At 60.7% G+C, this 26,328-nt stretch carries 26 protein-coding genes and 1 other RNA gene; 5 read left to right on the forward strand and 22 right to left on the reverse strand.

The genetic code is table 11. From position 1 onward, the window contains the following. Position 1 precedes the first annotated feature (1 nt). From ACA047_RS24200 to rsmI, 14 genes are all read right to left on the reverse strand, one after another. Positions 2 to 967 carry a D-alanine--D-alanine ligase gene (locus ACA047_RS24200; protein WP_497353684.1) on the reverse strand — a complete coding sequence of 322 codons (966 nt, stop codon included), beginning with the start codon at positions 965 to 967 and terminating at the stop codon, positions 2 to 4. Then, the gene (murC, locus tag ACA047_RS24205) at positions 964 to 2,424 is read right to left on the reverse strand and encodes a UDP-N-acetylmuramate--L-alanine ligase (RefSeq protein WP_497353686.1); all 1,461 of its coding nucleotides are present in this window, start codon (positions 2,422 to 2,424) and stop codon (positions 964 to 966) included. The genes ACA047_RS24200 and murC overlap by 4 nt, the downstream gene beginning before the upstream one ends. Continuing rightward, positions 2,417 to 3,487 carry an undecaprenyldiphospho-muramoylpentapeptide beta-N-acetylglucosaminyltransferase gene (gene murG / locus ACA047_RS24210; RefSeq protein WP_497353688.1) on the reverse strand — a complete coding sequence of 357 codons (1,071 nt, stop codon included), beginning with the start codon at positions 3,485 to 3,487 and terminating at the stop codon, positions 2,417 to 2,419. Before murG ends, murC begins: the two co-directional genes overlap by 8 nt. Beyond that, complete coding sequence (ftsW, locus tag ACA047_RS24215) at positions 3,477 to 4,694, reverse strand: putative lipid II flippase FtsW (protein ID WP_497353690.1); 1,218 nt, start codon at positions 4,692 to 4,694, stop codon at positions 3,477 to 3,479. Before ftsW ends, murG begins: the two co-directional genes overlap by 11 nt. After that, on the reverse strand, positions 4,691 to 6,037 hold the full coding sequence (gene murD / locus ACA047_RS24220) for a UDP-N-acetylmuramoyl-L-alanine--D-glutamate ligase (RefSeq protein ID WP_497353692.1): 1,347 nt from the start codon (positions 6,035 to 6,037) through the stop codon (positions 4,691 to 4,693). Before murD ends, ftsW begins: the two co-directional genes overlap by 4 nt. A 5-nt stretch (positions 6,038 to 6,042) precedes the next feature. Beyond that, the gene (gene mraY, locus ACA047_RS24225) at positions 6,043 to 7,125 is read right to left on the reverse strand and encodes a phospho-N-acetylmuramoyl-pentapeptide-transferase (RefSeq protein WP_497353694.1); all 1,083 of its coding nucleotides are present in this window, start codon (positions 7,123 to 7,125) and stop codon (positions 6,043 to 6,045) included. Beyond that, the gene (locus ACA047_RS24230; protein WP_497353696.1) at positions 7,125 to 8,492 is read right to left on the reverse strand and encodes a UDP-N-acetylmuramoyl-tripeptide--D-alanyl-D-alanine ligase; all 1,368 of its coding nucleotides are present in this window, start codon (positions 8,490 to 8,492) and stop codon (positions 7,125 to 7,127) included. The genes mraY and ACA047_RS24230 overlap by 1 nt, the downstream gene beginning before the upstream one ends. Continuing rightward, positions 8,485 to 9,948, reverse strand: coding sequence for a UDP-N-acetylmuramoyl-L-alanyl-D-glutamate--2,6-diaminopimelate ligase (locus tag ACA047_RS24235; RefSeq protein WP_497353698.1), 1,464 nt, complete (start codon positions 9,946 to 9,948; stop codon positions 8,485 to 8,487). The genes ACA047_RS24230 and ACA047_RS24235 overlap by 8 nt, the downstream gene beginning before the upstream one ends. Next, on the reverse strand, positions 9,948 to 11,687 hold the full coding sequence (locus ACA047_RS24240; RefSeq protein WP_497360524.1) for a peptidoglycan D,D-transpeptidase FtsI family protein: 1,740 nt from the start codon (positions 11,685 to 11,687) through the stop codon (positions 9,948 to 9,950). The genes ACA047_RS24235 and ACA047_RS24240 overlap by 1 nt, the downstream gene beginning before the upstream one ends. Then, positions 11,687 to 11,980 carry a cell division protein FtsL gene (gene ftsL, locus ACA047_RS24245; protein ID WP_072348519.1) on the reverse strand — a complete coding sequence of 98 codons (294 nt, stop codon included), beginning with the start codon at positions 11,978 to 11,980 and terminating at the stop codon, positions 11,687 to 11,689. The genes ACA047_RS24240 and ftsL overlap by 1 nt, the downstream gene beginning before the upstream one ends. After that, positions 11,977 to 12,924, reverse strand: a complete 948-nt coding sequence (rsmH, locus tag ACA047_RS24250) for a 16S rRNA (cytosine(1402)-N(4))-methyltransferase RsmH (RefSeq protein ID WP_497353700.1) — start codon at positions 12,922 to 12,924, stop codon at positions 11,977 to 11,979. The genes ftsL and rsmH overlap by 4 nt, the downstream gene beginning before the upstream one ends. Continuing rightward, positions 12,921 to 13,376 (reverse strand): division/cell wall cluster transcriptional repressor MraZ, encoded by a 456-nt coding sequence (gene mraZ / locus ACA047_RS24255; RefSeq protein ID WP_008147486.1) that lies wholly within the window; start codon positions 13,374 to 13,376, stop codon positions 12,921 to 12,923. Before mraZ ends, rsmH begins: the two co-directional genes overlap by 4 nt. A gap of 309 nt (positions 13,377 to 13,685) precedes the next feature. Beyond that, positions 13,686 to 14,039, reverse strand: an RNA gene (gene rnpB / locus ACA047_RS24260) — RNase P RNA component class A. Between the two features lie 94 nt (positions 14,040 to 14,133). After that, a complete protein-coding gene (gene rsmI / locus ACA047_RS24265) occupies positions 14,134 to 15,006 on the reverse strand; it encodes a 16S rRNA (cytidine(1402)-2'-O)-methyltransferase (protein WP_497353702.1) in 873 nt (290 codons plus the stop codon). A gap of 209 nt (positions 15,007 to 15,215) precedes the next feature. Here rsmI and ACA047_RS24270 point away from each other — a divergent pair, with 209 nt between their 5' ends. The 4 genes from ACA047_RS24270 to ACA047_RS24285 all read left to right on the forward strand — a co-directional run bounded on the left by ACA047_RS24270 (position 15,216) and on the right by ACA047_RS24285 (position 18,659). Then, complete coding sequence (locus ACA047_RS24270; RefSeq protein WP_497353704.1) at positions 15,216 to 17,027, forward strand: penicillin-binding protein activator; 1,812 nt, start codon at positions 15,216 to 15,218, stop codon at positions 17,025 to 17,027. Then, positions 17,027 to 17,389, forward strand: a complete 363-nt coding sequence (locus ACA047_RS24275) for a YraN family protein (RefSeq protein WP_497353706.1) — start codon at positions 17,027 to 17,029, stop codon at positions 17,387 to 17,389. Before ACA047_RS24270 ends, ACA047_RS24275 begins: the two co-directional genes overlap by 1 nt. 101 nt (positions 17,390 to 17,490) lie before the next feature. Then, positions 17,491 to 18,084: a phosphoheptose isomerase gene (locus ACA047_RS24280; RefSeq protein WP_007904374.1), complete on the forward strand. Its 594-nt coding sequence runs from the start codon at positions 17,491 to 17,493 to the stop codon at positions 18,082 to 18,084. Further along, positions 18,081 to 18,659 carry a BON domain-containing protein gene (locus ACA047_RS24285; RefSeq protein WP_497353709.1) on the forward strand — a complete coding sequence of 193 codons (579 nt, stop codon included), beginning with the start codon at positions 18,081 to 18,083 and terminating at the stop codon, positions 18,657 to 18,659. The genes ACA047_RS24280 and ACA047_RS24285 overlap by 4 nt, the downstream gene beginning before the upstream one ends. A 241-nt stretch (positions 18,660 to 18,900) precedes the next feature. Here ACA047_RS24285 and ACA047_RS24290 read toward each other — a convergent pair whose 3' ends face one another. From ACA047_RS24290 to rplM, 7 genes are all read right to left on the reverse strand, one after another. After that, entirely contained in the window at positions 18,901 to 19,314 is a 414-nt protein-coding gene (locus ACA047_RS24290) for a ClpXP protease specificity-enhancing factor (RefSeq protein ID WP_497353711.1), read from the reverse strand. A gap of 16 nt (positions 19,315 to 19,330) precedes the next feature. Then, positions 19,331 to 19,948, reverse strand: coding sequence for a glutathione S-transferase N-terminal domain-containing protein (locus ACA047_RS24295; protein WP_003178195.1), 618 nt, complete (start codon positions 19,946 to 19,948; stop codon positions 19,331 to 19,333). Positions 19,949 to 20,099: 151 nt separating this feature from the next. Continuing rightward, positions 20,100 to 20,882, reverse strand: coding sequence for a cytochrome c1 (locus ACA047_RS24300; protein WP_497353713.1), 783 nt, complete (start codon positions 20,880 to 20,882; stop codon positions 20,100 to 20,102). Then, the gene (locus ACA047_RS24305) at positions 20,882 to 22,093 is read right to left on the reverse strand and encodes a cytochrome b (RefSeq protein WP_497353715.1); all 1,212 of its coding nucleotides are present in this window, start codon (positions 22,091 to 22,093) and stop codon (positions 20,882 to 20,884) included. Before ACA047_RS24305 ends, ACA047_RS24300 begins: the two co-directional genes overlap by 1 nt. After that, complete coding sequence (gene petA / locus ACA047_RS24310) at positions 22,093 to 22,686, reverse strand: ubiquinol-cytochrome c reductase iron-sulfur subunit (protein ID WP_497353717.1); 594 nt, start codon at positions 22,684 to 22,686, stop codon at positions 22,093 to 22,095. The genes ACA047_RS24305 and petA overlap by 1 nt, the downstream gene beginning before the upstream one ends. 255 nt (positions 22,687 to 22,941) lie before the next feature. After that, complete coding sequence (rpsI, locus tag ACA047_RS24315; protein WP_003178188.1) at positions 22,942 to 23,334, reverse strand: 30S ribosomal protein S9; 393 nt, start codon at positions 23,332 to 23,334, stop codon at positions 22,942 to 22,944. Positions 23,335 to 23,348: 14 nt separating this feature from the next. Continuing rightward, a complete protein-coding gene (rplM, locus tag ACA047_RS24320; RefSeq protein ID WP_003178186.1) occupies positions 23,349 to 23,777 on the reverse strand; it encodes a 50S ribosomal protein L13 in 429 nt (142 codons plus the stop codon). Positions 23,778 to 24,021: 244 nt separating this feature from the next. Between rplM and ACA047_RS24325 the strand changes: the two genes are divergently transcribed. Continuing rightward, entirely contained in the window at positions 24,022 to 25,062 is a 1,041-nt protein-coding gene (locus ACA047_RS24325) for an NADP(H)-dependent aldo-keto reductase (protein WP_497353720.1), read from the forward strand. A gap of 53 nt (positions 25,063 to 25,115) precedes the next feature. Here the strand turns inward: ACA047_RS24325 and ACA047_RS24330 are convergent, their stop codons facing one another. Then, entirely contained in the window at positions 25,116 to 26,252 is a 1,137-nt protein-coding gene (locus tag ACA047_RS24330; RefSeq protein ID WP_497353722.1) for an acyl-CoA dehydrogenase family protein, read from the reverse strand. Between the last annotated feature and the right edge of the window lie 76 nt (positions 26,253 to 26,328).

Consider the following 26,328-nt stretch of genomic DNA (forward strand, 5'->3'; position numbering starts at 1 on the left):
CTTAACCTCTTGGCTCTTGGTTGCCGACACTGGCGGCCAGGATCGACACCACCAGTTGCTGGAAATCCAGACCGGCGGCACGGGCTGCCATCGGAACCAGGCTGTGATCGGTCATGCCTGGGGCGGTGTTGACTTCCAGGAACCAGAATTGCCCGTCGGCGTCCTGCATCACGTCCGCCCGGCCCCAACCGGCGATACCCAGCGCCTCACAGGCCTTGGCCGTGAGGTCCATCAGTTCTTTTTCCTTGGCGCTGTCCAGCCCGCAGGGAATGCGGTACTGGGTATCGTTGGCCACGTACTTGGCGTCGTAGTCGTAGAACGTGTGGGGCGTGCCCAGCGCAATCGGGGGCAACACCTGGTCACGCAGGGTGGCGATGGTGAACTCGGGACCGGTGATCCACTGCTCGACCAACACTTGCGAATCGTAGGAACTGGCGTCTTTCCATGCCGCGGTTAACTCAGGCAGCGAATTCACTTTCGCCATGCCGATACTTGAACCTTCATGGGCCGGTTTGACGATCAAAGGGAAGCCCAGTTCCGCGGCCGCCGAAATACAATCGGCCTCAGAAGCCAGCACGGCGTGACGTGGCGTCGGAATGCCGAGGCTGTGCCAAACCTGCTTGGTACGCAGTTTGTCCATCGCCAGGGCCGAAGCCAGGATGCCACTGCCGGTGTAAGGAATGCCCAGGCATTCGAGCAGCCCTTGCATGCTGCCGTCTTCACCGCCACGGCCGTGGAGAATGATGAACGCGCGGTCGATCTTTTCGTTCAGCAGACGCTGCAGGAAGTCGTCGCCCACGTCGATGCCGAATGCGTCGACACCGGCACTTTGCAGGGCTTGCAGTACGGCGTTACCGGACTTGAGGGACACCTCACGCTCGGCGCTCTTGCCGCCGAACAGCACGGCGACGCGGCCGAAGGCTTTCGGGTCAAGGGTCGAGACCAGGTTGGCGTAGGCAGCAGTCATTTCAGTTTCCCCTCGCTGGATGCCACGATTGCCCCGGCGAATAACGGACTTTTCAACAGTTTCGGGGCCAGGCCACCGATGTCACCGGCACCCTGGCATAGCAGGATGTCGCCAGCGCGCAGCAGCGGCTTGACCAGCGGCGCGAGGTCCACGCCGCGCTCGATGTAGATCGGATCCAACTGACCGCGCTGACGAATGCTGTGGCACAGCTGGCGGCTGTCGGCACCCGGGATCGGCTCTTCGCCGGCCGGATAGACTTCCATCAACAGCAGCACGTTGGCGTCGGCCAGCACCTGGACGAAATCGTCGTACAGGTCGCGGGTGCGGCTGTAGCGGTGCGGCTGGTAGACCATCACCAGGCGCCGCTCAGGCCAACCACCGCGCACGGCCTTGATCACCGCCGCGACTTCGGTCGGGTGATGGCCGTAGTCGTCCACCAGCATCACGTTGCCACCGTCCACCGGCAGTTCACCGTAGACCTGGAAGCGTCGACCCACGCCCTGGAACCCGGACAGGCCCTGGACGATGGCTTCATCGCTGACGCCTTCGTCGGTGGCGATGCAAATGGTGGCCAGGGAGTTGAGCACGTTGTGGTTGCCCGGCATGTTCACCGAAACGTCCAGTGGCTCGCGATCAGGGCGCAGCACGGTGAAGAACGTCTGCATGCCCTGCTGGCGCACGTTGATGGCGCGCACGTCGGCTTCTTCGCCGAAACCGTAGGTCACGGTCGGACGCTTGATCAGCGGCAGAATCTCGCGCACCACCGGGTCGTCCAGGCACACCACCGCCAAACCGTAGAACGGCAGGTTGTGCAGGAACTCGACGAAGGTTTTCTTCAGTTTGTTGAAGTCACCGTCGTAGGTCGCCATGTGGTCGGCGTCGATGTTGGTCACCACGGCCACCAGCGGTTGCAGGTGCAGGAAGCTCGCATCACTCTCGTCGGCTTCGGCGATCAGGTAGCGGCTGGTGCCAAGCTGGGCATTGGTGCCCGCGGCATTCAGGCGCCCACCGATCACGAAGGTCGGATCCAAGCCACCGGCAGCGAACACCGAGGCGATCAGGCTGGTGGTGGTGGTCTTGCCGTGGGTACCGGCGACGGCGATGCCGTGGCGATAGCGCATCAGCTCGGCGAGCATCTCGGCCCGCGGCACCACGGGAATGCGGCGTTCCAGGGCGGTGGCGACTTCCGGGTTGGACGTGTTCACGGCGCTGGAAACCACCAGCACGTCGGCGTTGGCCGCGTTCTCGGCACGGTGGCCGATAAAGATGTGAGCACCGAAGGATTCCAGGCGCTCGGTCACCGGGGACGCTTTCAGGTCGGAACCGGACACTTCATAGCCCAGGTTCAGCAGCACTTCGGCGATCCCGCACATGCCCACGCCGCCGATACCGACGAAGTGGATGCGGCGGATACGGCGCATTTCCGGTTGTGGCATGGCTTTGCGATTCTCAACCATGGGCCACCTCCAGGCAGGTATCGACCACTTGGGCCGTGGCATTGGGTTTGGCCAGGCGGCGAGCGGCGCGGGCCATGTCTTCAAGTCGTTGCGGCTGCATCAAAACCTCTGTCAGGCGGGCGGCGAGATCCGCGGCGCCAGTCGTTCTTTGCGGCATCAGGAAGGCAGCGCCTTCGCGGGCCAAATAATCGGCGTTGCGGGTCTGGTGATCGTCAATGGCGTGGGGCAAAGGCACCAGCATCGAGGGCAGACCGGCGGCAGCCAGTTCACTGATGGTCAGCGCGCCTGCGCGACAGACCACCAGGTCGGCCCAGCCATAGGCTTGGGCCATGTCTTTGATGAAAGGCTGCACTTGCGCCTCGACGCCTGCGGCGCGGTAGCGCTCGGCAGTCACTTCATCGTGGTTTTTGCCGGCCTGGTGAAACACTTCCGGCCGCAGTTCAGGGGCAACCTGCGACAAGGCTTCGGGCAGCAATTTGTTCAACGGTTCTGCCCCCAGGCTTCCGCCCAGGATCAGCAAACGCGCCTTGCGTCCGGCCAGGGCCGGGCGCGGTGTATCGAGGAACAGCTCGGTACGCACCGGATTACCGGTGGTGCGACGGCTGCCCGACAGGGTAAAGGTGTCGGGAAAGGCTTCACAGACCCGAGCGGCCAACGGCACCAGTAACCGATTGGCGGTACCGGCCACGGCATTCTGTTCGTGAACGATCACCGGCACACCGGCCAGTTTCGCCGCAACGCCGCCAGGACCGGTCACGTAACCTCCGAACCCCACCACGCACACCGGCCGCAACCGGCGGATGATTGCCCGTGCCTGCCAGATCGACTTGAGCAGCATCAGCGGCGCCTTGAGCAACGACAACTTGCCCTTGCCCCGCAGGCCGCTGGCATTGATCCGGTGCAGCGTAAGGCCGGCGCCGGGCACCAGTTCGTTCTCGATGCCCCGTGGCGTACCCAGCCAATGCACCGTGTAGCCGCGCGCCTGGAATTCCCGCGCGCAGGCCAGCGCCGGGAACACGTGCCCGCCGGTACCGCCCGCCATGATCAGCACGTTAGCGCCCATGAGTCGGCTCCTCGGCGAAGTCGCTCTCTTGGAATTCCATCTCTTCGCTGCCCAAGTGGGTTCGACTTTCCCACTCGATGCGCAGCAACAAGCCGAGACAGGCACAGCAGATCACCAGGGAGCTGCCGCCATAACTGAGGAACGGCAGCGTCAGGCCCTTGGTCGGCAACAGGCCGACGTTCACACCGATGTTGATCAGGAACTGACCGATCCACAGGAACGACAGGCCATACGCCACATACGCGGCGAAAAACTGCTTGGCCTTCTCGGCCCACAAGCCGATGTACATGCCACGTACGCAGACGAAAACGAACAGGGCGACGGTGCACAAAGAACCCACGACACCCAGCTCTTCGGCCAGGACCGAGAACACGAAGTCGGTGTGGGCTTCGGGCAGGTAGAACTGCTTCTGCACACTGTTGCCCAGGCCCACGCCGAGCCATTCGCCACGACCGAAGGCGATCAGCGCCTGGGTCAATTGATAGCCGGAACCGAACTGGTCGGCCCATGGGTCGGTAAAGGTGATCAGACGCGCCATCCGGTAGGGTTGCGCCTGTACCAGCACCGTCACTGCCGCAACCGCCAGCACCACCATCAGGGTGAAGCGAAACAGCCCGACACCGCCAAGGAACAGCATCGCCGCCGCCGCGCCCATCATCACGACCGTGGCCCCGAAGTCCGGCTCCATCAACAGCAGGCCCGCCATCGGCAACAACACGATGAACGGTTTGAAAAAGCCCATCCAGCTCTCGCGCACTTCTTTCTGGCGACGCACCAGATAACCGGCGAGGTAGATCACCACGAAGACCTTGGCGATTTCCGAGGGCTGAACGTTGAAGAAGCTGAAACCGATCCAGCGCATCGAGCCGTTGACCTCGCGGCCAATGCCCGGCAACAGCACCATCACCAACAGGCCGAAGGCACCGAGCAGCATCATCCAGCCCAGACGCTGCCAGGTGGCGATCGGCACCATCATGGTAACGATGCACACCCCCAAGCCAATCACCAGATAAATCAGGTGGCGGATCATGTGATAAAGCGTGTTGCCCGACTGCACGGCCGCCACTTCCGACGACGCGGAAGTGATCATTACCAGGCCCAGGCCCAGCAGCGCCAGGCAACCGGCGAGCATCGGGAAGTCCAGGTCAATGCCGCGCCCGGTGATCAGCGGCGACGGGTACGGCTTGATGATGTTCATCAGACTCATGCCAAGTCCTCCGCGGCCCGGGCGAACAACTGCCCGCGCTCTTCATAGTTCTTGAACATGTCGAAACTGGCGCAGGCCGGCGACAACAGGACCGCATCGCCCGGTTGCGCAAGGGTGCGGCATTGCTGCACCGCTTCGTCCAGCGAACCGACGCGAATCAGCGGCACGGCATCGCCGAGGGCCTGGGCGATCAATTCACGGTCGCGGCCCATCAGCACCACGGCACGGCAGTTGGCCGCCACCGGGTCGCGCAGGTCCTTGAAGTCGGCACCTTTGCCGTCGCCGCCGGCGATCAGCACGAGTTTGCCTTCGATGTCCGCGCCCAGCCCTTCGATGGCGGCCAATGCGGCGCCCACGTTGGTGGCTTTGGAATCGTTGTACCAAGCCACGCCATCAAGGTCGCGAACCCACTGGCAGCGGTGTTCGAGGCCGGCGAAGGTGCGCAGGGCACAGAGCATGGCGTCGAACGGCAGGCCGACTGCATGCCCCAGGGCCAAAGCGGCCAGGGCATTGGCCTGGTTGTGGGCACCGCGAATCTTCAGCTCGCGCACCGGCATCAGGTTCTGGAATTCGAAGGCCAGGTATTTCTCGCCATTCTCTTCGCGCAAACCGAAGCCTTTGAAATCGGGTACGCCCAGGCCGAACGACCAGCATGGCAGGCCCTCACCCAGCAACGGACGGGTCAGGGCGTCCTGGCGGTTGAACACCACTTGCCGGGCGCCACGGAAGATCCGGTGCTTGGCCAGGTGATACGCCGGCAGGCCGCTGTAGCGGTCCATGTGGTCTTCGCTGACATTGAGCACGGTCGCCACTTCGGCGCCCAGGTGGTCGGTGGTTTCAAGCTGGAAGCTCGACAGCTCCATCACGTATAGCTCGACGTCATCACTGAGCAGGTCCAGCGCCGGGGTACCGAGGTTGCCGCCAACGGCGACTCGCTTGCCGGCCGCTGCGGCCATCTCGCCTACCAGGGTGGTAACGGTGCTTTTCGCATTGGAGCCGCTGATGGCGATGATCGGCGCCTTGGCGTTACGCGCAAACAGCTCGATGTCACCGGACAATTTCACGCCACGGGCGGCGGCAGCCTGCAGGGCCGGGGTCGCCAGGGCCAGGCCAGGGCTCACGTAGAGCTCATCGGCACGGCACAGGAACTCGACGTCCAGCTCGCCACAACGCACGTCCACCTGCGGATAGTCACGACGCAGCGTGGCCAGCTCAGGCGGATTTTCCCGCGTATCGGCGACGGCAAACGACACGCCCCGGTTCGCCAGGAAGCGAACCAGGGACATGCCGCTCTTGCCGAGGCCGACAACGATGCGGAAGTGGTCAGAAGCGATCAGGGACACTCGTTCTACCTCAGCTTCAGGGTGGCAAGGCCGACCAGTACCAGAATCACGGTGATGATCCAGAAACGGACGATCACACGCGGCTCGGGCCAGCCCTTGAGTTCAAAGTGGTGGTGAATCGGCGCCATGCGGAATACGCGGCGGCCGGTCAATTTAAAGGAAGCAACCTGAATGACCACTGATAGGGTCTCCATCACGAACACACCGCCCATGATGAACAAGACGATTTCCTGACGGACGATGACAGCGATGGTGCCCAGGGCCGCGCCCAGCGCCAGTGCGCCGACGTCGCCCATGAAGACTTGCGCCGGGTAGGTGTTGAACCACAGGAAACCCAGGCCGGCACCGATCAGCGCGCCGCAGAACACGATCAGCTCGCCCGCGCCTGGCACATAAGGGATCAGCAGGTATTCAGCGAATTTCACGTTACCCGACAGGTAGCAGAAGATCCCCAGCGCGCCGCCCACCATGACCGTCGGCATGATCGCCAGGCCGTCGAGGCCGTCGGTGAGGTTGACCGCGTTGCTCGAGCCGACGATCACCAGGTAGGTCAGCACGATGAAACCTACGCCCAGCGGGATGCTGTAGTCCTTGAGCATCGGCAGGATCAGGGTGGTCTCCACCGGCGAGGCGGCGGTCATATAAAGGAAGATCGCCGCGCCGAGGCCAAACACCGACTGCCAGAAATATTTCCAGCGGCTCGGCAGCCCACGAGAGTTCTTTTCGATGACTTTGCGGTAATCGTCGACCCAGCCGATGGCGCCGAACAACAGGGTCACCAGCAGCACAACCCAGACGTAACGGTTCGCCAGGTCGGCCCAGAGCAAGGTGCTGATGCCAATGGACGACAGGATCAGCGCGCCACCCATGGTCGGGGTGCCGGATTTGGCCAGGTGCGATTGCGGGCCGTCGTTACGGACCGACTGGCCGATTTGCAGGTTCTGCAAAGTACGAATCATCCACGGGCCCAGGAACAGCGACAACGACAGCGCGGTCAGCACACCCAGGATCCCGCGCAGGGTCAGGTACTGGAAGACCGCGAAGCCTTTGTGGAACTGTTGCAGGTACTCCGCTAGCAGCAGCAGCATTAATGTTTCTCCATACAGGTGCCGCACAAAGCCGCGACGATGTTTTCCATCGCTGCGCTGCGTGAGCCCTTGATCAATAAGGTGGTGTTCGGGTCCTGCTCAGCGCCGAGGGCCAGGATCAGCTCGGCCTGAGTAGCAAAATGCTGTGCGTGTTCGCCAAACGCGGCGACCGCATGGGCCATCATCGGGCCGACGGCGTACAGCGCATCGACCTTGCCGCGCGCATAGGCACCGACGTCGTGATGCCCCTGTTGGGCCCAATCGCCCAGCTCGCCGATATCCCCCAGTACCAGCACGGTACGGCCGGAGAAACCGGCCAGGATATCCACCGCCGCGCACATGGAGGTCGGGTTGGCGTTGTAGGTGTCATCGATCACGCGCATGCCATTGCTGGCCAACTGCGCGACGCTGCGCCCCTTGACCGGTTGCACTGCGTTCAGCCCGGCGACGATACCCGGCAGCGACACACCCAGCGCATGGGCGGCAGCCGCCGCGGCCAGGGCGTTGGCAACGTTATGGGTGCCGAGCAGGTTCAGTTGGACCCGTTCCGCGCCGTCAGGGCTGTGCAGGTTGAAGGCCGGGCACCCACGGGCATCGCGGTCCAGGTCGCTGGCATAGAAATTCGCGGCGAGGTTGCTCAGGGCAAAGGTCAGGACCTTGCGTTCGGCAGCCCGGGTCTTCCAGATTTCGAAAGCCTTGTCGTCGAGATTCAGCACGGCGACGCCATCGGCATCCAGCCCTTCGAGAATCTCGCCCTTGGCCTCAACGATTTTTTCCGGCCCGCCGAACTCACCGACGTGGGCGGTCCCGGCGTTGTTGAGCACAGCCACATGGGGCTTGGTCATGCCAACGGTGTAGGCAATCTCGCCGAGCCGCGAAGCACCGAGTTCGATGACGGCGGCGCTGTGTTCCGGCGCCAGCTCCAGCAAGGTCAGCGGCACGCCGAGGTCGTTGTTCAGGTTGCCGCGGGTCGCCAGCACCGTACCGCGCGTGCGCAGGATGCTCGCGAGCATTTCCTTGACCGTGGTCTTGCCGCTGGAGCCGGTAATGGCCGCGACAGGGTTGCCATACGCCGCACGGTTCAGCGCACCGAACTGGCCCAGCGCCAGGCGCGTGTCGTTGACCAGCAATTGCGGCAATGTGCTGTTGGTCACTTCCCGCTCGACCAGTGCAGCGACCGCACCTTTGGCCGCAACCTCGTTCAGGTAATCGTGGCCGTCGAAGCGTGGCCCGGTCAGGGCGACAAACAATTGCCCCGGCGCAATGGCCCGGCTGTCGATGCTCACGCCGTCGAAACTGGCGTCCGCAGCGATAAGGCGCGCGTTCAGGACGTTGGTCAGCTCGCTGAGCTTCAAGGCCTTAAGCATGGGCCACCTCCCACGCAGTCAGGGCGTGATCGGCTTCCACCAGATCGGAGAAAGCATGGCGTTCGCCATTGATTTCCTGATAATCCTCGTGGCCCTTGCCGGCCAGGACAATGACATCGTCCGCCGAAGCACTGGCGATCAACTGGGCAATCGCCTGGCCACGACCGGCCACGAACGTGACGTTATCCGCCGCCGAGAAGCCGGCCCGGATGTCATCGAAAATCTGCAACGGGTCTTCGGTGCGCGGGTTGTCATCGGTGACCAGCACGCCGTCGGCCAGACGCTCTACCACTTCGGCCATCAGCGGACGCTTGCCGCGATCACGATCACCACCGCAGCCGAACAGGCACAGCAACTTGCCTTTGGCGTGGGGCCGCAGGGCCATCAAGACCTTTTCCAAGGCATCGGGGGTGTGGGCGTAGTCGACCACCACCAGCGGTTGCGTACCGCCGCCCAGTCGTTGCATGCGGCCTGCCGGGCCTTCGAGTTTCGGCAGAACCTTGAGGATTTCGTCCAGGGCGTAATCCAAACCGAGCAAGGCGCCGATAGCGGCCAATACGTTGCTCAGGTTGAAGCGACCCAGCAAGGTGCTGCGCAGATGGTGTTCGCCTTGGGGCGTAACCAGCGTGGCGCGCACGCCTTCGTCATTGAATTGCGCCTGGCGTACATAAAGGTAGGCGCTGGCATCTTCCAGGCTGTAGGTGATCAGCCGGGACTCGCGCTTATCAACGGCCAATTGCCGACCGAACTCGTCGTCAATGTTAATGACCCGGCACTTCAGGTCATTCCAGGCAAACAACTTGGCCTTGGCTTCACCGTAAGCCTGCATGGTGCCGTGGTAATCCAGGTGATCGCGGGACAGGTTGGTCAACACGGCGACATCAAACGCCAGCGCGGTCACACGCCCCTGATCCAGGCCATGAGAGGAGACTTCCATGGCAACGGCCTTGGCACCGGCCTTCTTCAGGTCCGCCAAGGTCGCTTGCACGGCGATCGGGTTCGGCGTGGTGTGCAGGCCACTTTCCAGTGCGCCATGAAAACCGTTGCCCAAGGTCCCGACAATGCCACAATGCTGGCCGAGCAGGTCCAAGGCCTGCGCCACCAGTTGGGTAACGCTGGTCTTGCCGTTGGTGCCGGTCACACCGACCAGGTTCAGGTGGCGGCTCGGGTCACCATAAAAACGTCCGGCAATGTCCGACAGCTGTGCCACCAGCCCCTTGACGGGAATCAGTGGAACGTCCGTGAGCGGCAGAACGGTCGCGCCTTCCACTTCATAAGCCACGGCAGACGCGCCACGCTTCAGGGCGTCAGCGATGTGGGCACGGCCATCGAACCGAGCGCCCGGCACAGCCAGGAACAGGTCTCCGGCACGCACATTGCGGCTATCCAGGGCCAATTCGCGAATCAGCAGATCGTGACCGGCGTGGGCAAAAATCTTGTTCAGGCTCAGGGACATCAGCCACGCCCTCCATCGGCTTTCAAGGGAACGGCCGGCACGGTACTCGCCTGCTGGGTCGGCGGCAGGTTATCCGGGGTGACGTTCATCAGGCGCAGGGTGCCGGACATCACTTTGCTGAACACCGGCGCCGAAACCAGGCCACCGAAATAGCCGGCCTTGCTCGGTTCGTCGATGACCACCACGATGGCGTAGCGCGGATCACTCATCGGACCGAAACCGGCAAACAGCGAACGGTAGGAATTCTCGGCATAGCCTTTGGTGCCCACGGAGGTTTTACGGGCCGTACCCGATTTGCCTGCAACGTGATAGGCCGGCACCTGGGCGCGATAGACACCCCGCGGCGCCTCGATCACCTGTTGCAACATGCCTTGCATGGTCTTGGCGACGCTCTCCGGGATCACCTGGGTGGTTTGCGGCGGCTTGTCGGTTTTGATCAGGGTCAGCGGTGCGATGCGCCCGTTGTTGGCCAGCGCCGAAAACGCGTGGACCAACTGGATCGCCGTCACGGAAACACCGTAGCCGTAGGACAAGGTGGCCGTCTCAGCCTTGCGCCACTCGCGGTAGTTCGGCAGGTTGCCGACACGTTCGCCAGGAAAGCCCAGGCCGGTGTCCTGGCCGAGACCGATCTTCTGGGCCAGGCGGAAAATCGTCTCACCGCCGATATCGAAGGCAATCTTGCTCATGCCCACGTTACTGGAATTGATCAGGATGCCGGTCAGGTCGAGCACCGGACCTTCGGTCTTGGACACGTCGCGGATGGTGTACTTGCCGATCTGCAAGGTGCCTGGATACACCTCGACGGTGTCGCTCGGCTTCCAGCGCCCGGTTTCCAGGGCAGCTGCCATGGAAACGGCTTTCATGGTCGAACCTGGCTCGAACACGTCGATCATCGCGCGGTTGCGCATCATCGCCGGCTGCAGGTTGCGACGGTTGTTCGGGTTGTAGGTCGGCTGGTTGACCATGGCCAGGATCTCGCCGGTCTTCACGTCCATGATCACCAGGCTGCCGGCCTTGGCACCGTTCTCGACGATGGCATTGCGCAGCTCACGGTTGGCCAGATATTGCAGGCGCAAGTCAATGGACAACGCCAAGGGCTTGCCGGCCTTGGCGTTTTTGGTGACTTGGACATCCTTGATCAGTCTGCCGCGCCGGTCCTTGATGACCTGGCGCTTGCCGGCGACCCCGGCGAGCCATTCGTCATACGCCAACTCGACGCCTTCACGGCCGCGGTCGTCAATGTCGGTAAAACCGACCATGTGGGCGGTGACTTCACCGGCCGGGTAAAAACGCCGGAACTCTTCGATGCCATAGACCCCCGGCACTTTCAGGTCGAGTACGCTCTGGCCTTGCTCAGGCGTCAACCCGCGCACCAGATAGATGAATTCTTTATTGGCCTGGGCTTCGAGGCGTTCGGCCAGGGCTTTGGGGTCTTGTCCGAGGGCGGCGGCCAGGGCGGGCCACTTTTCCTTGGCCAACTGCATTTCCTTGGCGTTCGCCCACAAGGTGGTCACCGGGGTGCTCACAGCCAACGGTTCGCCATTGCGGTCGGTGATCAGGCCACGGTGGGCCGGGATCGGAATATGCCGCACGCTGCGGGCATCGCCCTGCCCTTTGAGAAAATCACGGTCGACGACCTGCAGGTCGATGATGCGCCACGAGATCGCCGCCACCATGATCCCGAGCAAGCCCAGGACCAAGCGGAACCGCCACGGGAACAGCGCCCCTTCAAGCTTCATCATGGCGCCACCATCTGCACTTCGGCAGCGCCGGGGATGCGCATTTTCAGCTGTTCGGTGGCCAGTACTTCGATGCGGCTATGGGCGGTCCAGGTGCTCTGTTCCAGAATCAACCGGCCCCACTCGGCCTGCGCCTTGTCGCGCACGCTAAGCTCGTTGTAAAGGGAATTGAGCAACTGCCGGTTCCAGTGCGCGCTATAAGACACGGCAATGGCCGACACGAGCACGCCGATAAACAGCAGCAGCATGAAAAAGCTGCCGCCCGGCAGGGGCTTGGCGAAGAGCTTGCTCACCGCAACTTCTCCGCGACACGCATCACGGCGCTACGGGCGCGCGGATTGGCCTTGAGTTCAGCCTCGGAGGCGAACTGCGCTTTGCCATGAATCTTGATTTTCGGCACGAAGGCCTCAAAGCGCACAGGCAGGTTGCGTGGCAGGTTGTCGGCTTCGCCCTTGGTGAGTTTGCGCATGAACAGTTTGACGATACGGTCTTCCAGGGAATGGAAGCTGATCACCACCAGCCGACCACCAATCTCAAGGGCTTCAAGGGCCGCTTCAAGACCGGCCTCGAGATCGCCCAGCTCATTATTGACGTGGATACGCAACCCCTGGAAAGCACGGGTAGCCGGGTTTTTGCCCTTCTCCCATGCCGGGTTGGCGACCTTCAGCACTTCGGCCAGATCGCCGGTGCGCTCGAAGGGTTTGATGTCGCGACGTTCTACTACCGCGCGAGCCATGCGGCCGGAGAAACGCTCTTCACCGTATTCCTTGAAAACACGGGCGATTTCTTCCGCCGAGGCGGTATTGACGAATTCGGCGGCGCTGACCCCACGGGACGGGTCCATGCGCATGTCCAGCGGGCCATCATTGAGGAAACTGAAGCCGCGCTCGGGATCGTCCAACTGCGGCGAAGACACGCCCAGGTCGAGCAGGACACCACTGACCTTGCCGTCCAGGCCACGTTGGGCGACTTCCGCGCCCAACTCGGCAAAGCTGCGCTGCACAACGACAAAGCGGCCGTCTTCGGCCGCCAGCGCTTGCCCGGTGGCAATCGCTTGAGGATCCTTGTCGAATCCCAAGAGCCGGCCGTCCGGACCGAGCTGGCTGAGAATCAACCGGCTGTGCCCGCCGCGCCCGAACGTGCCGTCCAGATAGCAGCCATCAGGACGTACGGCGAGAGCCTCAACGGCTTCGTCAAGCAGTACGGTGATGTGGTTAAAGCCGCTATCAATAGTCACAGGATCAAATCACGCAGTTCATCAGGCATGGCGCCCGGTTGTTGAATAGCAGCAAGGTCAGCGGCAGAAACCGCATCCCAGGCATCTTCGTCCCACAGTTGGAACTTGTTCAGTTGGCCCACCAGCATCGCGCGCTTGTCCAGCTTGGCGTACTCGCGCAGACGCGGCGGAACCAGGAATCGACCGCTGCCATCGAGTTCGAGGTCGACGGCGTTACCGATCAGCAAGCGTTGCAGGCGACGGTTTTCTTCACGCAACGAAGGCAGTGCGCGCAGTTTGGTTTCGATGATTTCCCATTCATCAAGAGGGTAAACACACAAACATGGGTCAACGGCGTCGATCGTGACGATTAACTGCCCGGAACTACGCGAAACGAGCTCGTCACGATACCGGCTTGGCATGGCGAGCCGGCCTTTTGCATCGAGACTGATAGCGTTAGCTCCGCGAAACACGTCTGCGTTTCTCCACTTTTTGGCGTTATACGTTCAAAAAAACCCACTTCATGCCACTTTCCGCCACTTGCGCACACTATAGGAATGCGCCTACCACACCGTCAAGGCACGGATTGAAGGAAAAGCCTTATAGATCGGAGATTTAGGAGCGTTTCAGGAGGGGTAACAAGAATCTGACGTAGGAATTTTCGCCTCAACCTGAAAGAACACAGGAAGCTGCGCTCACAAGTTAAAGTGATTTGTTAAGAGTAAGATTTTTTTGGTATTAGGAACTGCTTCTGCCATTGATTACGACAGGGAGGGAAAAAGGTGGAGAGTCGATCTGTAAGCCGGGTTCTGTCTTGAACAGTCATTCGTCTACGATGGCCATCACTGGACATCTTTAGCAACCTACCCGGTCCCAGCGCGGGCCACGCCTTGGGACCCTATTTGGTCTTGCTCCAAGTGGGGTTTACCTAGCCACGAACTGTTGCCAGCCGTGCGGTGCGCTCTTACCGCACCTTTTCACCCTTACCTGCGCCGAAACGCTTAGGCGGTTATTTTCTGTGGCACTTTCCGTAGGCTCACGCCTCCCAGGCATTACCTGGCACTTCGCCCTATGGAGCCCGGACTTTCCTCCCCCCTCTAATTTTCATAGAAGGCAGCGACTGTCCGATCGACTCTCCACCGCGAAGGTTAACGGCAGAGCGCCCGAAGAACAAGCGCTAAAAGCCTTTAGCCACTCCAGCAACCCGTGCAACCACTGACCCATCGGGCTTCACTGGGTCTTCTGTTTTTCCAGGGCGACCTGATACAGCACGTTTTTGCGCTCGCCGGTGATCTGCGCCGCGAGGGCAGCGGCGCGCTTGAGGGGCATTTCCTCAAGCAGCAGGTTCAGGATGCGCATCGCTTCGCTGCTGACGGCCTCCTCACTTTCCGGCGCCGTCCAGCCCGCCACCAGCACGACACATTCGCCGCGCTGCTGGTTACTGTCATTTTCGACGAAGGCGCGCAACTGCGCCAACGGCAGCCCCTTGAGGGTTTCAAAGGTTTTGGTCAGCTCACGGGCCAGGAGCGCCGGACGCTCGGGACCGAACACCAACTCCATGTCTTGCAGGCATTCAAGAATGCGGTGCGGTGCTTCGTAAAAAATCAGCGTGCGTGGTTCTTCCTTTATAGACTCCAGCCGCGCCCGCCGCCCCACCGCTTTGGCTGGCAGAAAGCCTTCGAAGATAAAACGGTCCGACGGCAAGCCGGCCGCCGACAGCGCCGCGATTAATGCACAGGCCCCCGGTACCGGCACCACACTGATGCCGGCCGCCCGGGCCTGTCGCACCAAGTGGTAGCCGGGGTCGGAAATCAGCGGCGTACCCGCGTCGGAAATCAGCGCCACGTTGTCGCCCGCCAACAGACGGGTGATGAAACGACTGCCTTCATCCCGTTCGTTGTGTTCGTGACAGGCCGCCAACGGCGTGGAAATGCCGAAGTGCTGAAGCAGGCGCTGGGAGTGACGGGTGTCTTCGGCCGCGATGAGAGCGACTTCCTGCAGAATTTTCAGCGCCCGGGCACTGATATCGTCCAGGTTGCCGATGGGCGTCGCCACCACATAAAGCGAGCCGGCAGCGGAATTCAAAGCACCTGGAGCAGTCAAAGCGCACACCTCATGATCGGTAAAACCGCCATTGTAACGCGTAGCGGGCGTCACGGCTGTTCGTAGCGCTTCACTGCCAGGTGGCCTTTTGTGCTGCACCGCAACATTTGAAATACCTAAATTGATCGATTCACGCCACTAACATCGCGCCCCGGCCAGTGCTTGGGTACAATTCGACGCTAATTTGATCTCGTATCAGGAACACTTACATGATCGCTTGCCTGCGGCTGCTCTCCGCCCTCTGCCTCGCTGCCCTCCTGGCGGCCTGCGCCAGCTCGCCCTCGTCCAGCCTTGGCGAACTCCCACGGACCCCGGATGCCAGTATCGAGCAGTTGCTCGAACAGGCCGCCCAAAGCAAAACACCAGAAAAAGCCGCCCTGTTGCGCCTGAGTGCAGCAGACCTGGCCTACCGCCAGGGCAATGCAGGCCAGTCCGCACAGATCCTGCAACAAGTGCCGATGGAGCAACTCAAGCCCGGCCAGCAGATTTTCGCCAGCACCTTGGCGGCCGAACTGGCAATGACGCGTAACCAGCCCAAAGCAGCGCTGACCGCCCTGAGCCATCCGAGCCTGCAACACTTGAGCGAAATGCCAGTGGAACAGCAGGTCCGCACCGGCACCGTCCGCGCCCGCGCCCTTGAGGCCGATGGCCAGACCCTGGCGGCCGCCAAGGAGCGGATCTTCATCGCGCCCCTGCTCCAGAACGAGGCCGCAGCGAAAAACCACGAAGCGATCTGGTCGCTCATCGCCTCGCTGCCTACCGATCAACTGCAACCGACCACCACCGACGACCTCGGTGGCTGGCTGAGCCTGGCCCAGGCCGTGAAAACCGCCGGGACCCTGGAACAGCAGCAAGCCGCCATCGACCACTGGCGCGAACAAAACCCGAAGCACCCGGCCGCGCTCCAATTGCCGACACCGCTGGTCAAGCTCAAGGAGTTGGCGAGCCAGCCACTGAGCAAGATCGCCCTGCTTCTGCCTCAGAATGGCCCATTGGCCACCGTCGCCAAAGCCTTGCGCGAAGGCTTCATGGCAGCGCACTACCAGGCCCAACAGGCCGGTCAGAACCCGCCGAGCATTCAGTTTTATGACAGCTCAAGCCTGACCTCCATGGACGAGTTCTATCGCAAGGCCCAGGCCGACGGCGTGCAACTGGTCGTCGGGCCGTTGGAAAAACCACTGGTCAAACAGCTCAGCGCCCGCCCGCAATTGCCGATCACCACCCTGGCGCTGAACTACAGCGAAGGCGAACAAGGCCCGGCCCAACTGTTCCAGTTCGGCCTGGCTGCCGAGGATGAAGCCCGCGAAGTTTCCCGTCGCGCCCGTGCCGACGGCCTGCATCGCGCTGCCGCCATGGTGCCGAAAGGCGAATGGGGTGATCGCGTCCTGAAGGCGTTCAGCCAGGACTGGCAGGCCAACGGCGGCACCATCGTTGCCATTGAACGTGTTGACCAGCCGGTACAACTGGCCCAGCAGATCGCCGACATGTTCCAGCTGCGTCAGAGCGAAGGCCGCGCCAAGAGCCTGCAAAGTACGGTGGGCACCACGGTAGCGGCCCAACCGTCCCGTCGCCAGGACATCGAGTTCATCTTCCTGGCGTCGACGCCACAACAGGCCCAGCAGATCAAGCCGACCCTGAACTTCCAGTACGCCGGCGACGTGCCGGTCTACGCAACCTCTCTGGTGTTCAGCGCCAGCGGCGACCAGAACCAGTACAACGACATGAATGGCGTTCGCTTCTGCGAAACGCCGTGGCTGCTCGATGCCAATGACCCACTGCGCAAGCAGGTCACTGCTCAGTGGCCCCAGGCGGGTGGCAGCATGGGCCGGTTGTACGCGATGGGCGCAGACGCCTATCGCCTGGCACCGCGCCTGGGTCAACTCAAGGCGCTGCCGGACAGCCGAATCGAAGGCCTGACCGGCAGCCTGGCGGTGTCTCAGTCCCAGCGCGTGCAGCGCCAATTGCCCTGGGCCGAGTTCGTCAATGGCCAAGTGCAGCGCCTGCCGGACACCCAGCGCTGATGCCTGACCGATCACGCCAGCAAAGCGGACGGGATGCCGAGGGCCAGGCCCTCGCGCACCTTCAGCAACAAGGTCTGCGACTCCTGACGCAGAACTGGTTGTGCAAACGCGGTGAGCTTGATCTGGTCATGCTTGACGGCGATACAGTAGTATTCGTCGAAGTCCGCTACAGAAAAAACACCCAATGGGGTGGTGCGCTCGACAGCATCGACGAGCGTAAGCGCCAGAAGCTGATTTTCGCCGCGCAGTATTTTCTGCAAAGTGAGTCTCGCTGGGCCGATCACCCCTGCCGCTTCGACGTGGTTGCCATCGACAGCAACGCCGATCAGTTGAACTGGCTGCAGAACGCCTTCGACAGTTGAACGTCCATGGCAAGCCGGACACCTTTACATACTTTTTTGCTCTTTGCTTTGCGCGCCGCACATGTTTGTGCCGATAAGCCGCGCTACTTAAGGTCACACAGATGGACATGCAATCGCGAATTCGCCAGCTTTTTCAGGCCAGTATCGACACCAAGCAACAGGCGATGGACGTACTTGCACCGCACATCGAGCAAGCCAGCCAAGTGATGGTCAATGCCCTGCTGAATGAAGGCAAAATGCTCTCGTGTGGCAATGGCGGTTCTGCCGGCGACGCCCAGCACTTCTCGTCGGAGCTGCTCAACCGATTCGAGCGCGAGCGCCCGAGCCTGCCAGCCATTGCACTGACCACCGACAGCTCGACGATCACCTCAATCGCCAACGACTACAGCTACAACGAAATTTTCTCCAAACAGATCCGCGCCCTGGGCCAGCCCGGCGATGTGCTGCTGGCGATTTCCACCAGCGGCAACTCGGCCAATATTATTCAAGCGATCCAGGCCGCACATGATCGTGAAATGATTGTCGTAGCATTGACCGGTCGTGATGGCGGTGGCATGGCGTCATTGCTATTGCCTGAAGACGTCGAGATCCGCGTACCGGCCAATGTCACTGCACGTATCCAGGAAGTCCACCTGCTGGCGATCCACTGCCTTTGCGACTTGATCGACAGCCAACTGTTCGGGAGTGAAGAATGACCCCTAATCGCCTAGGCCTTCTGGCCCTGACCCTGTGCCTCGGCATCAGCGGCTGCACATCGGTGGTTAACGCCAGCCGGGAAAAGCCGATTGAAGACGACCGCGGCACCCGCACCTTCGGCAGCAAAATCGACGACTCTCTGATCGAAACCAAGGCTGGCGTGAACATCGCCAAGGCCGACCCGGACCTGGACAACAACTCGCACATCGTCGTCACCAGCTTCAACGGTGTTGTGCTGCTGGCCGGCCAGACCCCACGCGCGGACCTCAAGGCCAAGGCCGAGCAAGCTGCCAGCGAAGTGCAGCGGGTCAAGACCGTGCACAACGAATTGCAGGTGCTGGCGCCCTCCTCGCTGCTGGCACGGCAGAACGACACCTGGCTGACCACCAAGATCAAGACCCAGATGCTCACCGACGCCAGCATTCCCGGCTCGCGCATCAAGGTCGTGACCGAGAACGGTATCGTCTATCTGCTGGGTCTGCTGACCAAGCAGGAGGCCGCCCAGGCGACCGCCCTGGTGCAAGGCGTTTCCGGCGTGCAGAAGATCGTCAAGCTGTTCGAGTACATCGACTGATACATCGCTGGCTCAGAAACGGCGCTTTTCCCAGGTGGGAAAGCGCCGTTTTTTTTGGCTTCGATTTCAGGGTTGGTCGGTGTGTATATCCGTTACCGTAAAACGGGTATACACACCAACCACCGCACTGTTTTAAGAAAAATGCCCGCATCTCGCGATACGGGCATTCTCTTTAACCGGCCAGCAGATTGCTGGGTTTTCACACAGCCAGCGATTGGATCGCCTTTTTTACACCTGCCAGCTACTTCACCACTTTCAGACTTGGCCGGCCGCTGGGACGCGGCGGCTCATCGTCCGGTGGCGGCAGGTCATCATCCGGTTCAAGCTCCTCTTCGCCTTCCAGAGGCGCCTCAAGCTCAAACACCATGCCCTGGCCGTTCTCCCGGGCGTAAATCCCCAGGATCGAGGCGACAGGCACGTACAGGGTATGTGGCACGCCACCGAAGCGCCCTTCGAAGCTGACGGCGTCGTTGTCCATGTGCAAGTGACGCACGGCGGCCGGCGATACGTTCAGGACAATCTGCCCGTCGTTGGCAAAACCCTGCGGCACCTGAACCGATGGATACTCGGCGTTGACCAGCATGTGTGGGGTGCAATCGTTATCCACAATCCACTCGTAGAGCGCGCGGACCAGATAAGGTCGACTGGAGTTCATAGCGGCTCCCTAAGCCTTAGCGCATGTCGCGTTCGACACCAGACAGACTCGCCTGGAAAGCCTCACGCGCAAATTGGCGCTCCATATAATCAAGCAGCGGCTTGGCAGGCCGCGGCAGTTCAATACCCAGAATCGGCAAACGCCAGAGTATTGGCAATAGGCAGCAATCCACCAGACTTTGTTCCTCGCTGAGGAAGAACGGCTTGTCGACGAACAGCGGCGATACGCCAGTCAGGCTTTCACGCAACTCTTTACGCGCCACAACCCGCGCTGGCTCCTTGGTCCGTGAATCCAGGATCAGATCCACCAACCCGCACCAGTCACGCTGGATGCGATGGATCAGCAAACGACTGTTGGCACGCGCGACAGGGTACACCGGCAGTAAAGGCGGATGCGGATAACGCTCATCCAGGTATTCCATCACCACGGTCGACTCCCACAATGCCAGGTCACGATCGACCAGTGTGGGCAGACTGCCGTAAGGGTTCACCTCGATCAGCTTCGGCGGCTGACGGCCCGCTTCGACGTAAATGATCTCGGCGCTGACACCCTTCTCTGCCAGTACGATACGTACCCGGTGGGAATAGTGGTCGGCGGGGTCGGAGTAACAGGCCAACCGATTGGTCACGCCCATGGCGATCCTCCTCGCTTGTTGAAATTATCGAAAAACGGAAAAACGAGCGCGCCCAGAAAGCGTCTCCCGTAACACCTGGCCGACCAGGCTCGTTACATTTTCAGAGACGCCCTTGGGCGCGCACGATTAACAGCAATGGCTTACAGCTTTATCAATGCACGTCTTTCCAGTATTCACGCTTGAGCAGATAAGCGAATACGAAGAAGAACGCCAGGTACAGCAAAACATACGTACCGATGCGCTGATGCTCCAGCTTCACCGGGTTGGCTGAGTAGGCCAGGAAGGTCACCAGATTCTTGACCTTCTCGTCGAACTGCTCTGGCGTCAGGCTGCCGGTGTTCGGCAATACGGTCAGTTGGTCGCATGCTTCGTGAGTCAAAGCGGTGCCGGTCAACGGGTCGTATTGCTTCTTGCCGTTTTCGACGATCTGAACCTGCTTACAGCCTACCACCTGACGACCCTGCAGGCCGACCAGAACGTTCGGCATGCCGACGTTCGGGAAGACCTTGTTGTTCACGCCCCATGGACGCGCAGGATCTTCATAGAACGAACGCAGGTAACCGTAGAGCCAGTCGGTACCACGCACACGTGCTACCAGGGTCAGGTCGGGCGGCGCAGCGCCGAACCAGGCCTTGGCATCCACCGGCTGCATGCCGATGTTCATGTGGTCGCCAAGCTTGGCACCGGTGAACACCAGCTTCTCGAGCATCAGTTCATGAGGAATGCCCAAGTCATCCGCTACGCGCTCGTAACGCTGGAACTTGGCACTGTGGCAACCCATGCAGTAGTTGGCGAACGTACGCGCGCCGTCCTGCAGGGCAGCTTTATCGGAAACGTCGATGTCGACTTTTTCCAGCTCTGGACCACCGTGTTCGGCCGCGAAGGACAATACAGGCATAGCAGCAAGAATCAGTACAGCAAATAGCTTTTTCATCAGCCAGTCACCCTTTCCGGAACCGGTTTGGTCTTCTCGAGCCTGGTGTAGAACGGCATCAGAATGAAGTAGGCGAAGTACAGGAAGGTGCAGACCTGCGAGAGCAGCGTACGGCCCGGTGTTGGTGCCAGTACGCCCAGCACGCCCAGGATCACGAACGAGATGCAGAACACCCAGAGCCAGATCTTGCTCAGCCATCCCTTGTAGCGCATCGACTTGACGGGGCTGCGGTCCAGCCACGGCAGGACGAACAGCACAGCGATGGCCGCGCCCATGGCGATAACGCCCATCAGCTTGTCCGGGATCGCCCGCAAAATTGCGTAGAACGGCGTGAAATACCAGACCGGGGCAATGTGCTCAGGGGTCTTGAAGGCGTTCGCCTGTTCGAAGTTCGGCTTCTCGAGGAAGTAACCGCCCATCTCCGGGAAGAAGAACACGATGGAGCAGAAGATGAACAGGAAGACCACCACGCCGACGATATCTTTCACGGTGTAGTACGGGTGGAAGGCGATGCCATCCAGCGGCACGCCGTTCTCGTCCTTGTGTTTCTTGATGTCCACACCGTCCGGGTTGTTCGAGCCGACTTCGTGCAGGGCCAGAATGTGCAGCACCACCAGGCCGAGGATAACGATCGGCAGGGCCACCACATGCAGGGCGAAGAAGCGGTTCAGGGTAATGCCCGAGATCAGGTAGTCACCGCGGATCCACTGGGTCAGGTCGTCCCCGATGACCGGGATCGCACCGAACAGCGAGATGATCACCTGGGCGCCCCAGTAGGACATCTGGCCCCACGGCAGCAGGTAGCCCATGAAGGCCTCGGCCATCAGCGCCAGGTAGATCAACATGCCGAAGACCCACACCAACTCACGAGGCTTCTGGTACGAACCGTAGAGCAGGCCACGGAACATGTGCAAGTAAACCACGATGAAGAACGCCGAAGCGCCGGTGGAGTGCAGCAGGCGCAGGATCGAACCGTACTCGACGTCGCGCATGATGTATTCGACGGAGGCAAACGCTTCTTCCGCCGAAGGGGTGTAGCTCATGGTCAGCCAGACACCGGTGACGATCTGGTTGACCAGAACGAGCAATGCCAGGGAGCCAAAGAAGTAGAAGAAGTTGAAATTTTTCGGAGCGTAATACTTGCTGAGATGGTCTTCCCACATTTTGGTCGCGGGAAAGCGCGCATCAACCCATTCCATGAATTTGCTCATCACGCTTTCTCCGTATCGACGCCGATGACAATGATCTCGTCCGACTCATAGGAATGCGGGGGAACTGGCAGGTTCAGAGGTGCAGGCTGCGATTTGTAGACGCGACCCGCCAGGTCATAGTGGGAACCGTGGCAAGGGCAGAAATAACCACCTACCCAGTCCTTGCCCAAGTCGGCAGGGGCCACTTCGGGACGGAACGTTGGCGAGCAACCCAGGTGCGTGCAGATCCCGATCAGCAACAGGATTTCTGGCTTGATCGAACGCGTCTCCGGGTCGACATAGGTCGGTTGCGTCGAGTTCTTGGAGGTGGGGTCAGACAACTGACCCTCGATCTTTTTCAGATTCCCCAGGATTTCCTCGGTACGGCGGACGATGAACACCGGCTGACCTCGCCATTCAGCAATCATCTGCTGGCCTGGCTCGATCTTGCTGACATTCACTTTCACCGGTGCACCTGCAGCTTTCGCCTTGGCACTGGGAAACCATGACCCCACGAACGGGACCGCAGCCCCCACCGCTCCTGCAGCACCCACCACGGATGTGGCTGCTACCAAGAAGCGACGCCGGCCTGCATTCACGCCGTCATTGCTCATTCAGTCCTCTCCCATCAGCTTTGTGGCCTGTTAAATCAGGCGTCTACTAAGTAAAAATCTGAACTTATAAAAATTTTGCCGAATGGTAATGAAAACCCCCAGTATTGACAAGGTAATTACCAAGCGGTCAAACCGCCAAGCCTTGTAGTATAGGGGCTCTACGGATGTGGCAAGTTGTCACAGCATAAATCTTTCGCCCATAAAAAAACGCCCAGCTCCGTGAGGAACTGGGCGCCTTTTGAACGCGAAAGCGAATTAACGCTTCGAGTACTGCGGACGCTTACGCGCTTTACGCAGACCGACTTTCTTACGTTCAACTTCGCGAGCATCGCGAGTTACGAAGCCGGCTTTGCGCAGAGCACCGCGCAGAGTTTCGTCGTAATCCATCAGGGCGCGAGTGATGCCGTGGCGGATTGCGCCAGCTTGACCACTTACACCACCACCGATAACAGTGACGTAGATGTCGAATTTCTCGACGGTCTCGGTCAGTTCCAGCGGCTGACGAACTACCATGCGGGCAGTTTCGCGGCCGAAGAAGTTATCCAGGGTGCGGTTGTTGATGGAGATGTTACCAGTGCCCGGACGCAGGAAAACGCGTGCGGTTGCAGTCTTGCGACGGCCAGTGCCGTAATTTTGAGTCGCCGACATAATGAACTATTCCGTTAAAACTTCAGTTCTTGGGGCTGCTGAGCAGTATGAGGGTGAGCAGCGCCCGCATAAACCTTCAGCTTACGATACATGTCGCGACCCAGCGGGTTCTTAGGCAGCATGCCTTTAACCGCGGTCTCGAGCACGCGCTCAGGGGCTTTGGCGATCAGCTTTTCGAAGTTGATCGACTTGATGCCGCCAGGAAAACCGGAGTGGGAGTAGTACATTTTGTCAGTGGTTTTAGCGCCAGTAACACGTACTTGCTCAGCATTGATCACGACGATGTAGTCACCGGTGTCAACGTGAGGGGTGTACTCAGGCTTGTGCTTGCCACGCAGACGGCTCGCGATTTCGGTGGCCAGACGACCCAGGGTCTGACCAGCAGCGTCGACGACAAACCAGTCGCGCTTTACTGTTTCCGGTTTAGCAGTAAAAGTTTTCATTCTTTATAGCCTCAGGGGCCGCCCTGTAAATTAGACGGCGGATCTTACTGAATAGTGCGTACTTTGACAAGTCAAAGGCAGCCGGATACAGACGCTTTCGGGGGCTCGGGTCGGCGCGTCCGTTCAACGGCAAGATTCTTCGGCGGCGGCGCATCACTTCCACTGCAGAAAGAGGTGCGCAATTATGCAGATTGCGAAAAATAATTCAACCTGCTTTTATGATTGTTTTGCCAAGGAGTTCCCGATGGACTATCGCCAGCTAGGCCGTACCGATCTAAACGTGAGCGCCCTGTGCCTCGGAACCATGACCTGGGGCGAGCAGAACAGCGAGGCCGAGGCCTTCGCCCAGATTGAACGCGCCAAGGGTGCCGGGATCAATTTCATCGACACCGCCGAGATGTATCCAGTACCGCCAAAGGCCGAGACCTACGCCACCACCGAGCGCTACATCGGCAATTATTTCAAAAGCCGCGGCGACCGTGCCGACTGGATCCTGGCGAGCAAGATCGCCGGCCCCGGCAATACCATTGACTACATCCGCGACAAAAACCTCAAGCACAACCGCCGCCACATCGTCGAAGCGGTGGACGCCAGCCTCAAGCGCCTGCAGACCGACTGGATCGATCTTTACCAATTGCACTGGCCGGAGCGCAGCACCAATTTCTTTGGCCAATTGGGCTACAAGCACAAGGCCGACGAAGATTTCACCCCGCTGGAGGAAACCCTCGAAGCCCTGGATGAACAGGTCCGGGCCGGCAAGATCCGCCACATTGGCCTGTCCAACGAAACGCCATGGGGCACCATGAAATTCCTGGCCCTGGCCCAAGCGCGTGGCTGGCCGCGAGCGGTGTCGATCCAGAATCCGTACAATCTGCTCAACCGCAGCTTCGAGATCGGCCTTGCGGAAATCGCCATCCGTGAGCAGTGCGGTCTGCTGGCTTACTCGCCATTGGCGTTCGGCTTTCTGTCGGGTAAATATGAAGGTGGCGCACGGCCAGCCAAGGGTCGCCTGACGCTCTACAGCCGCTTCATGCGCTACTTCAACCCGCAATCGGAAGCCGCATGCAGCCGCTATGTGGCCCTGGCCCGCGAACATGGCCTGGACCCGGCCCAGATGGCCCTGGCGTTCGTCACACAGCAGCCGTTCGTGACCAGCAACATCATTGGTGCCACCACGCTGGAGCAGCTGGACAGCAACATAGCCAGCTTCGACCTGAAGCTGTCGAATGAAGTGCTGACGGGGATCGAGGCGATCCACAAGGATCATCCAAATCCAGCGCCTTGATTCCTTGATCGTTCGATCGTTCCCACGCTCTGCGCGGGAACGATCGCGCAGCATTACAGCGACCGCGCAATGATCTCCTTCATGATTTCATTGGTCCCGGCATAAATCCGCTGCACCCGCGCATCAGCCCACGCCCGGGCAATCGGGTATTCCCACATAAAGCCGTAACCGCCATGCAACTGCACGCATTCGTCGAGCACCTTGCATTGCAGGTCGGTGCCCCAGTACTTGGCCATTGCCGCCGTCGGCACGTCGAGCTTGCCTTGCAGGTGCAACTCCAGGCAGCGGTCGACGAAAACCCGGCCGATCTGGATCTCGGTGGCCATTTCCGCCAGTTTGAAGCGGGTATTCTGGAAGTCCGCGATGGACTTGCCAAACGCCTTGCGCTCGCGCGTGTAGCTCAGCGTCCATTGCAGCGCCGCTTCGGCCGAAGCCAGGCCGCCGATGGCGACGGTCAGGCGCTCTTGAGGCAGTTCCTGCATCAGGTAGGCGAAGCCCATTCCGGCCTGCCCCAAGAGGTTTTCCTTCGGCACGCGGACGTCCTGGAAGAACAACTCCGACGTGTCCTGGGCCTTCATGCCGACTTTTTCCAGGCGCTTGCCCTTTTCGAAGCCAGGCGTGCCCGCCTCCACCAGGAACAGGCTGGTGCCCTTGGCGCCAGCCTTCGGGTCGGTCTTGGCGACCACGATCACCAAGTCAGCCAGGAAGCCATTGGTGATGAAAGTCTTAGAGCCATTGATGACATATTCATCGCCGTCCAGCACCGCCGTCGTCCTCACGCCTTGCAGGTCGGAACCAGCACCCGGTTCGGTCATGGCGATGGCCGTGACCATTTCACCCGACACCAATTTGGGCAGGTACTTGTGTTTAAGCGCTTCGCTGCCGTAATGCAGGATGTACGGCGCGACGATGTCTGAATGCAGCGAGAAACCGATCCCTGTCAGCCCCAGACGCCCGATCTCCTCGATTACCACCGTACTGTAGAGGAAGTCTGCTTCCAGCCCGCCATAGGCTTCTGGAAGATGCGAGCACAACATCCCCGCCTCCCCTGCTTTGTTCCAGAGCTGACGATCGACATGCCCCTGTTTTTCCCACTGACTGTGGTACGGAACGGCTTCTTTTTCGAGGAAGGTTCGTACGCTGTCGCGAAACAATTCGTGCTCGGGGCTGAACAGGGTTCTTGGGATCATGGCGCACCTTTGGTTATTGTCGGGCGTGGTTATCCGACAGAGCCTAGCCTGCGGTGTACGACAGGACACTGGACAC

Source organism: Pseudomonas sp. LBUM1664, assembly GCF_059695895.1.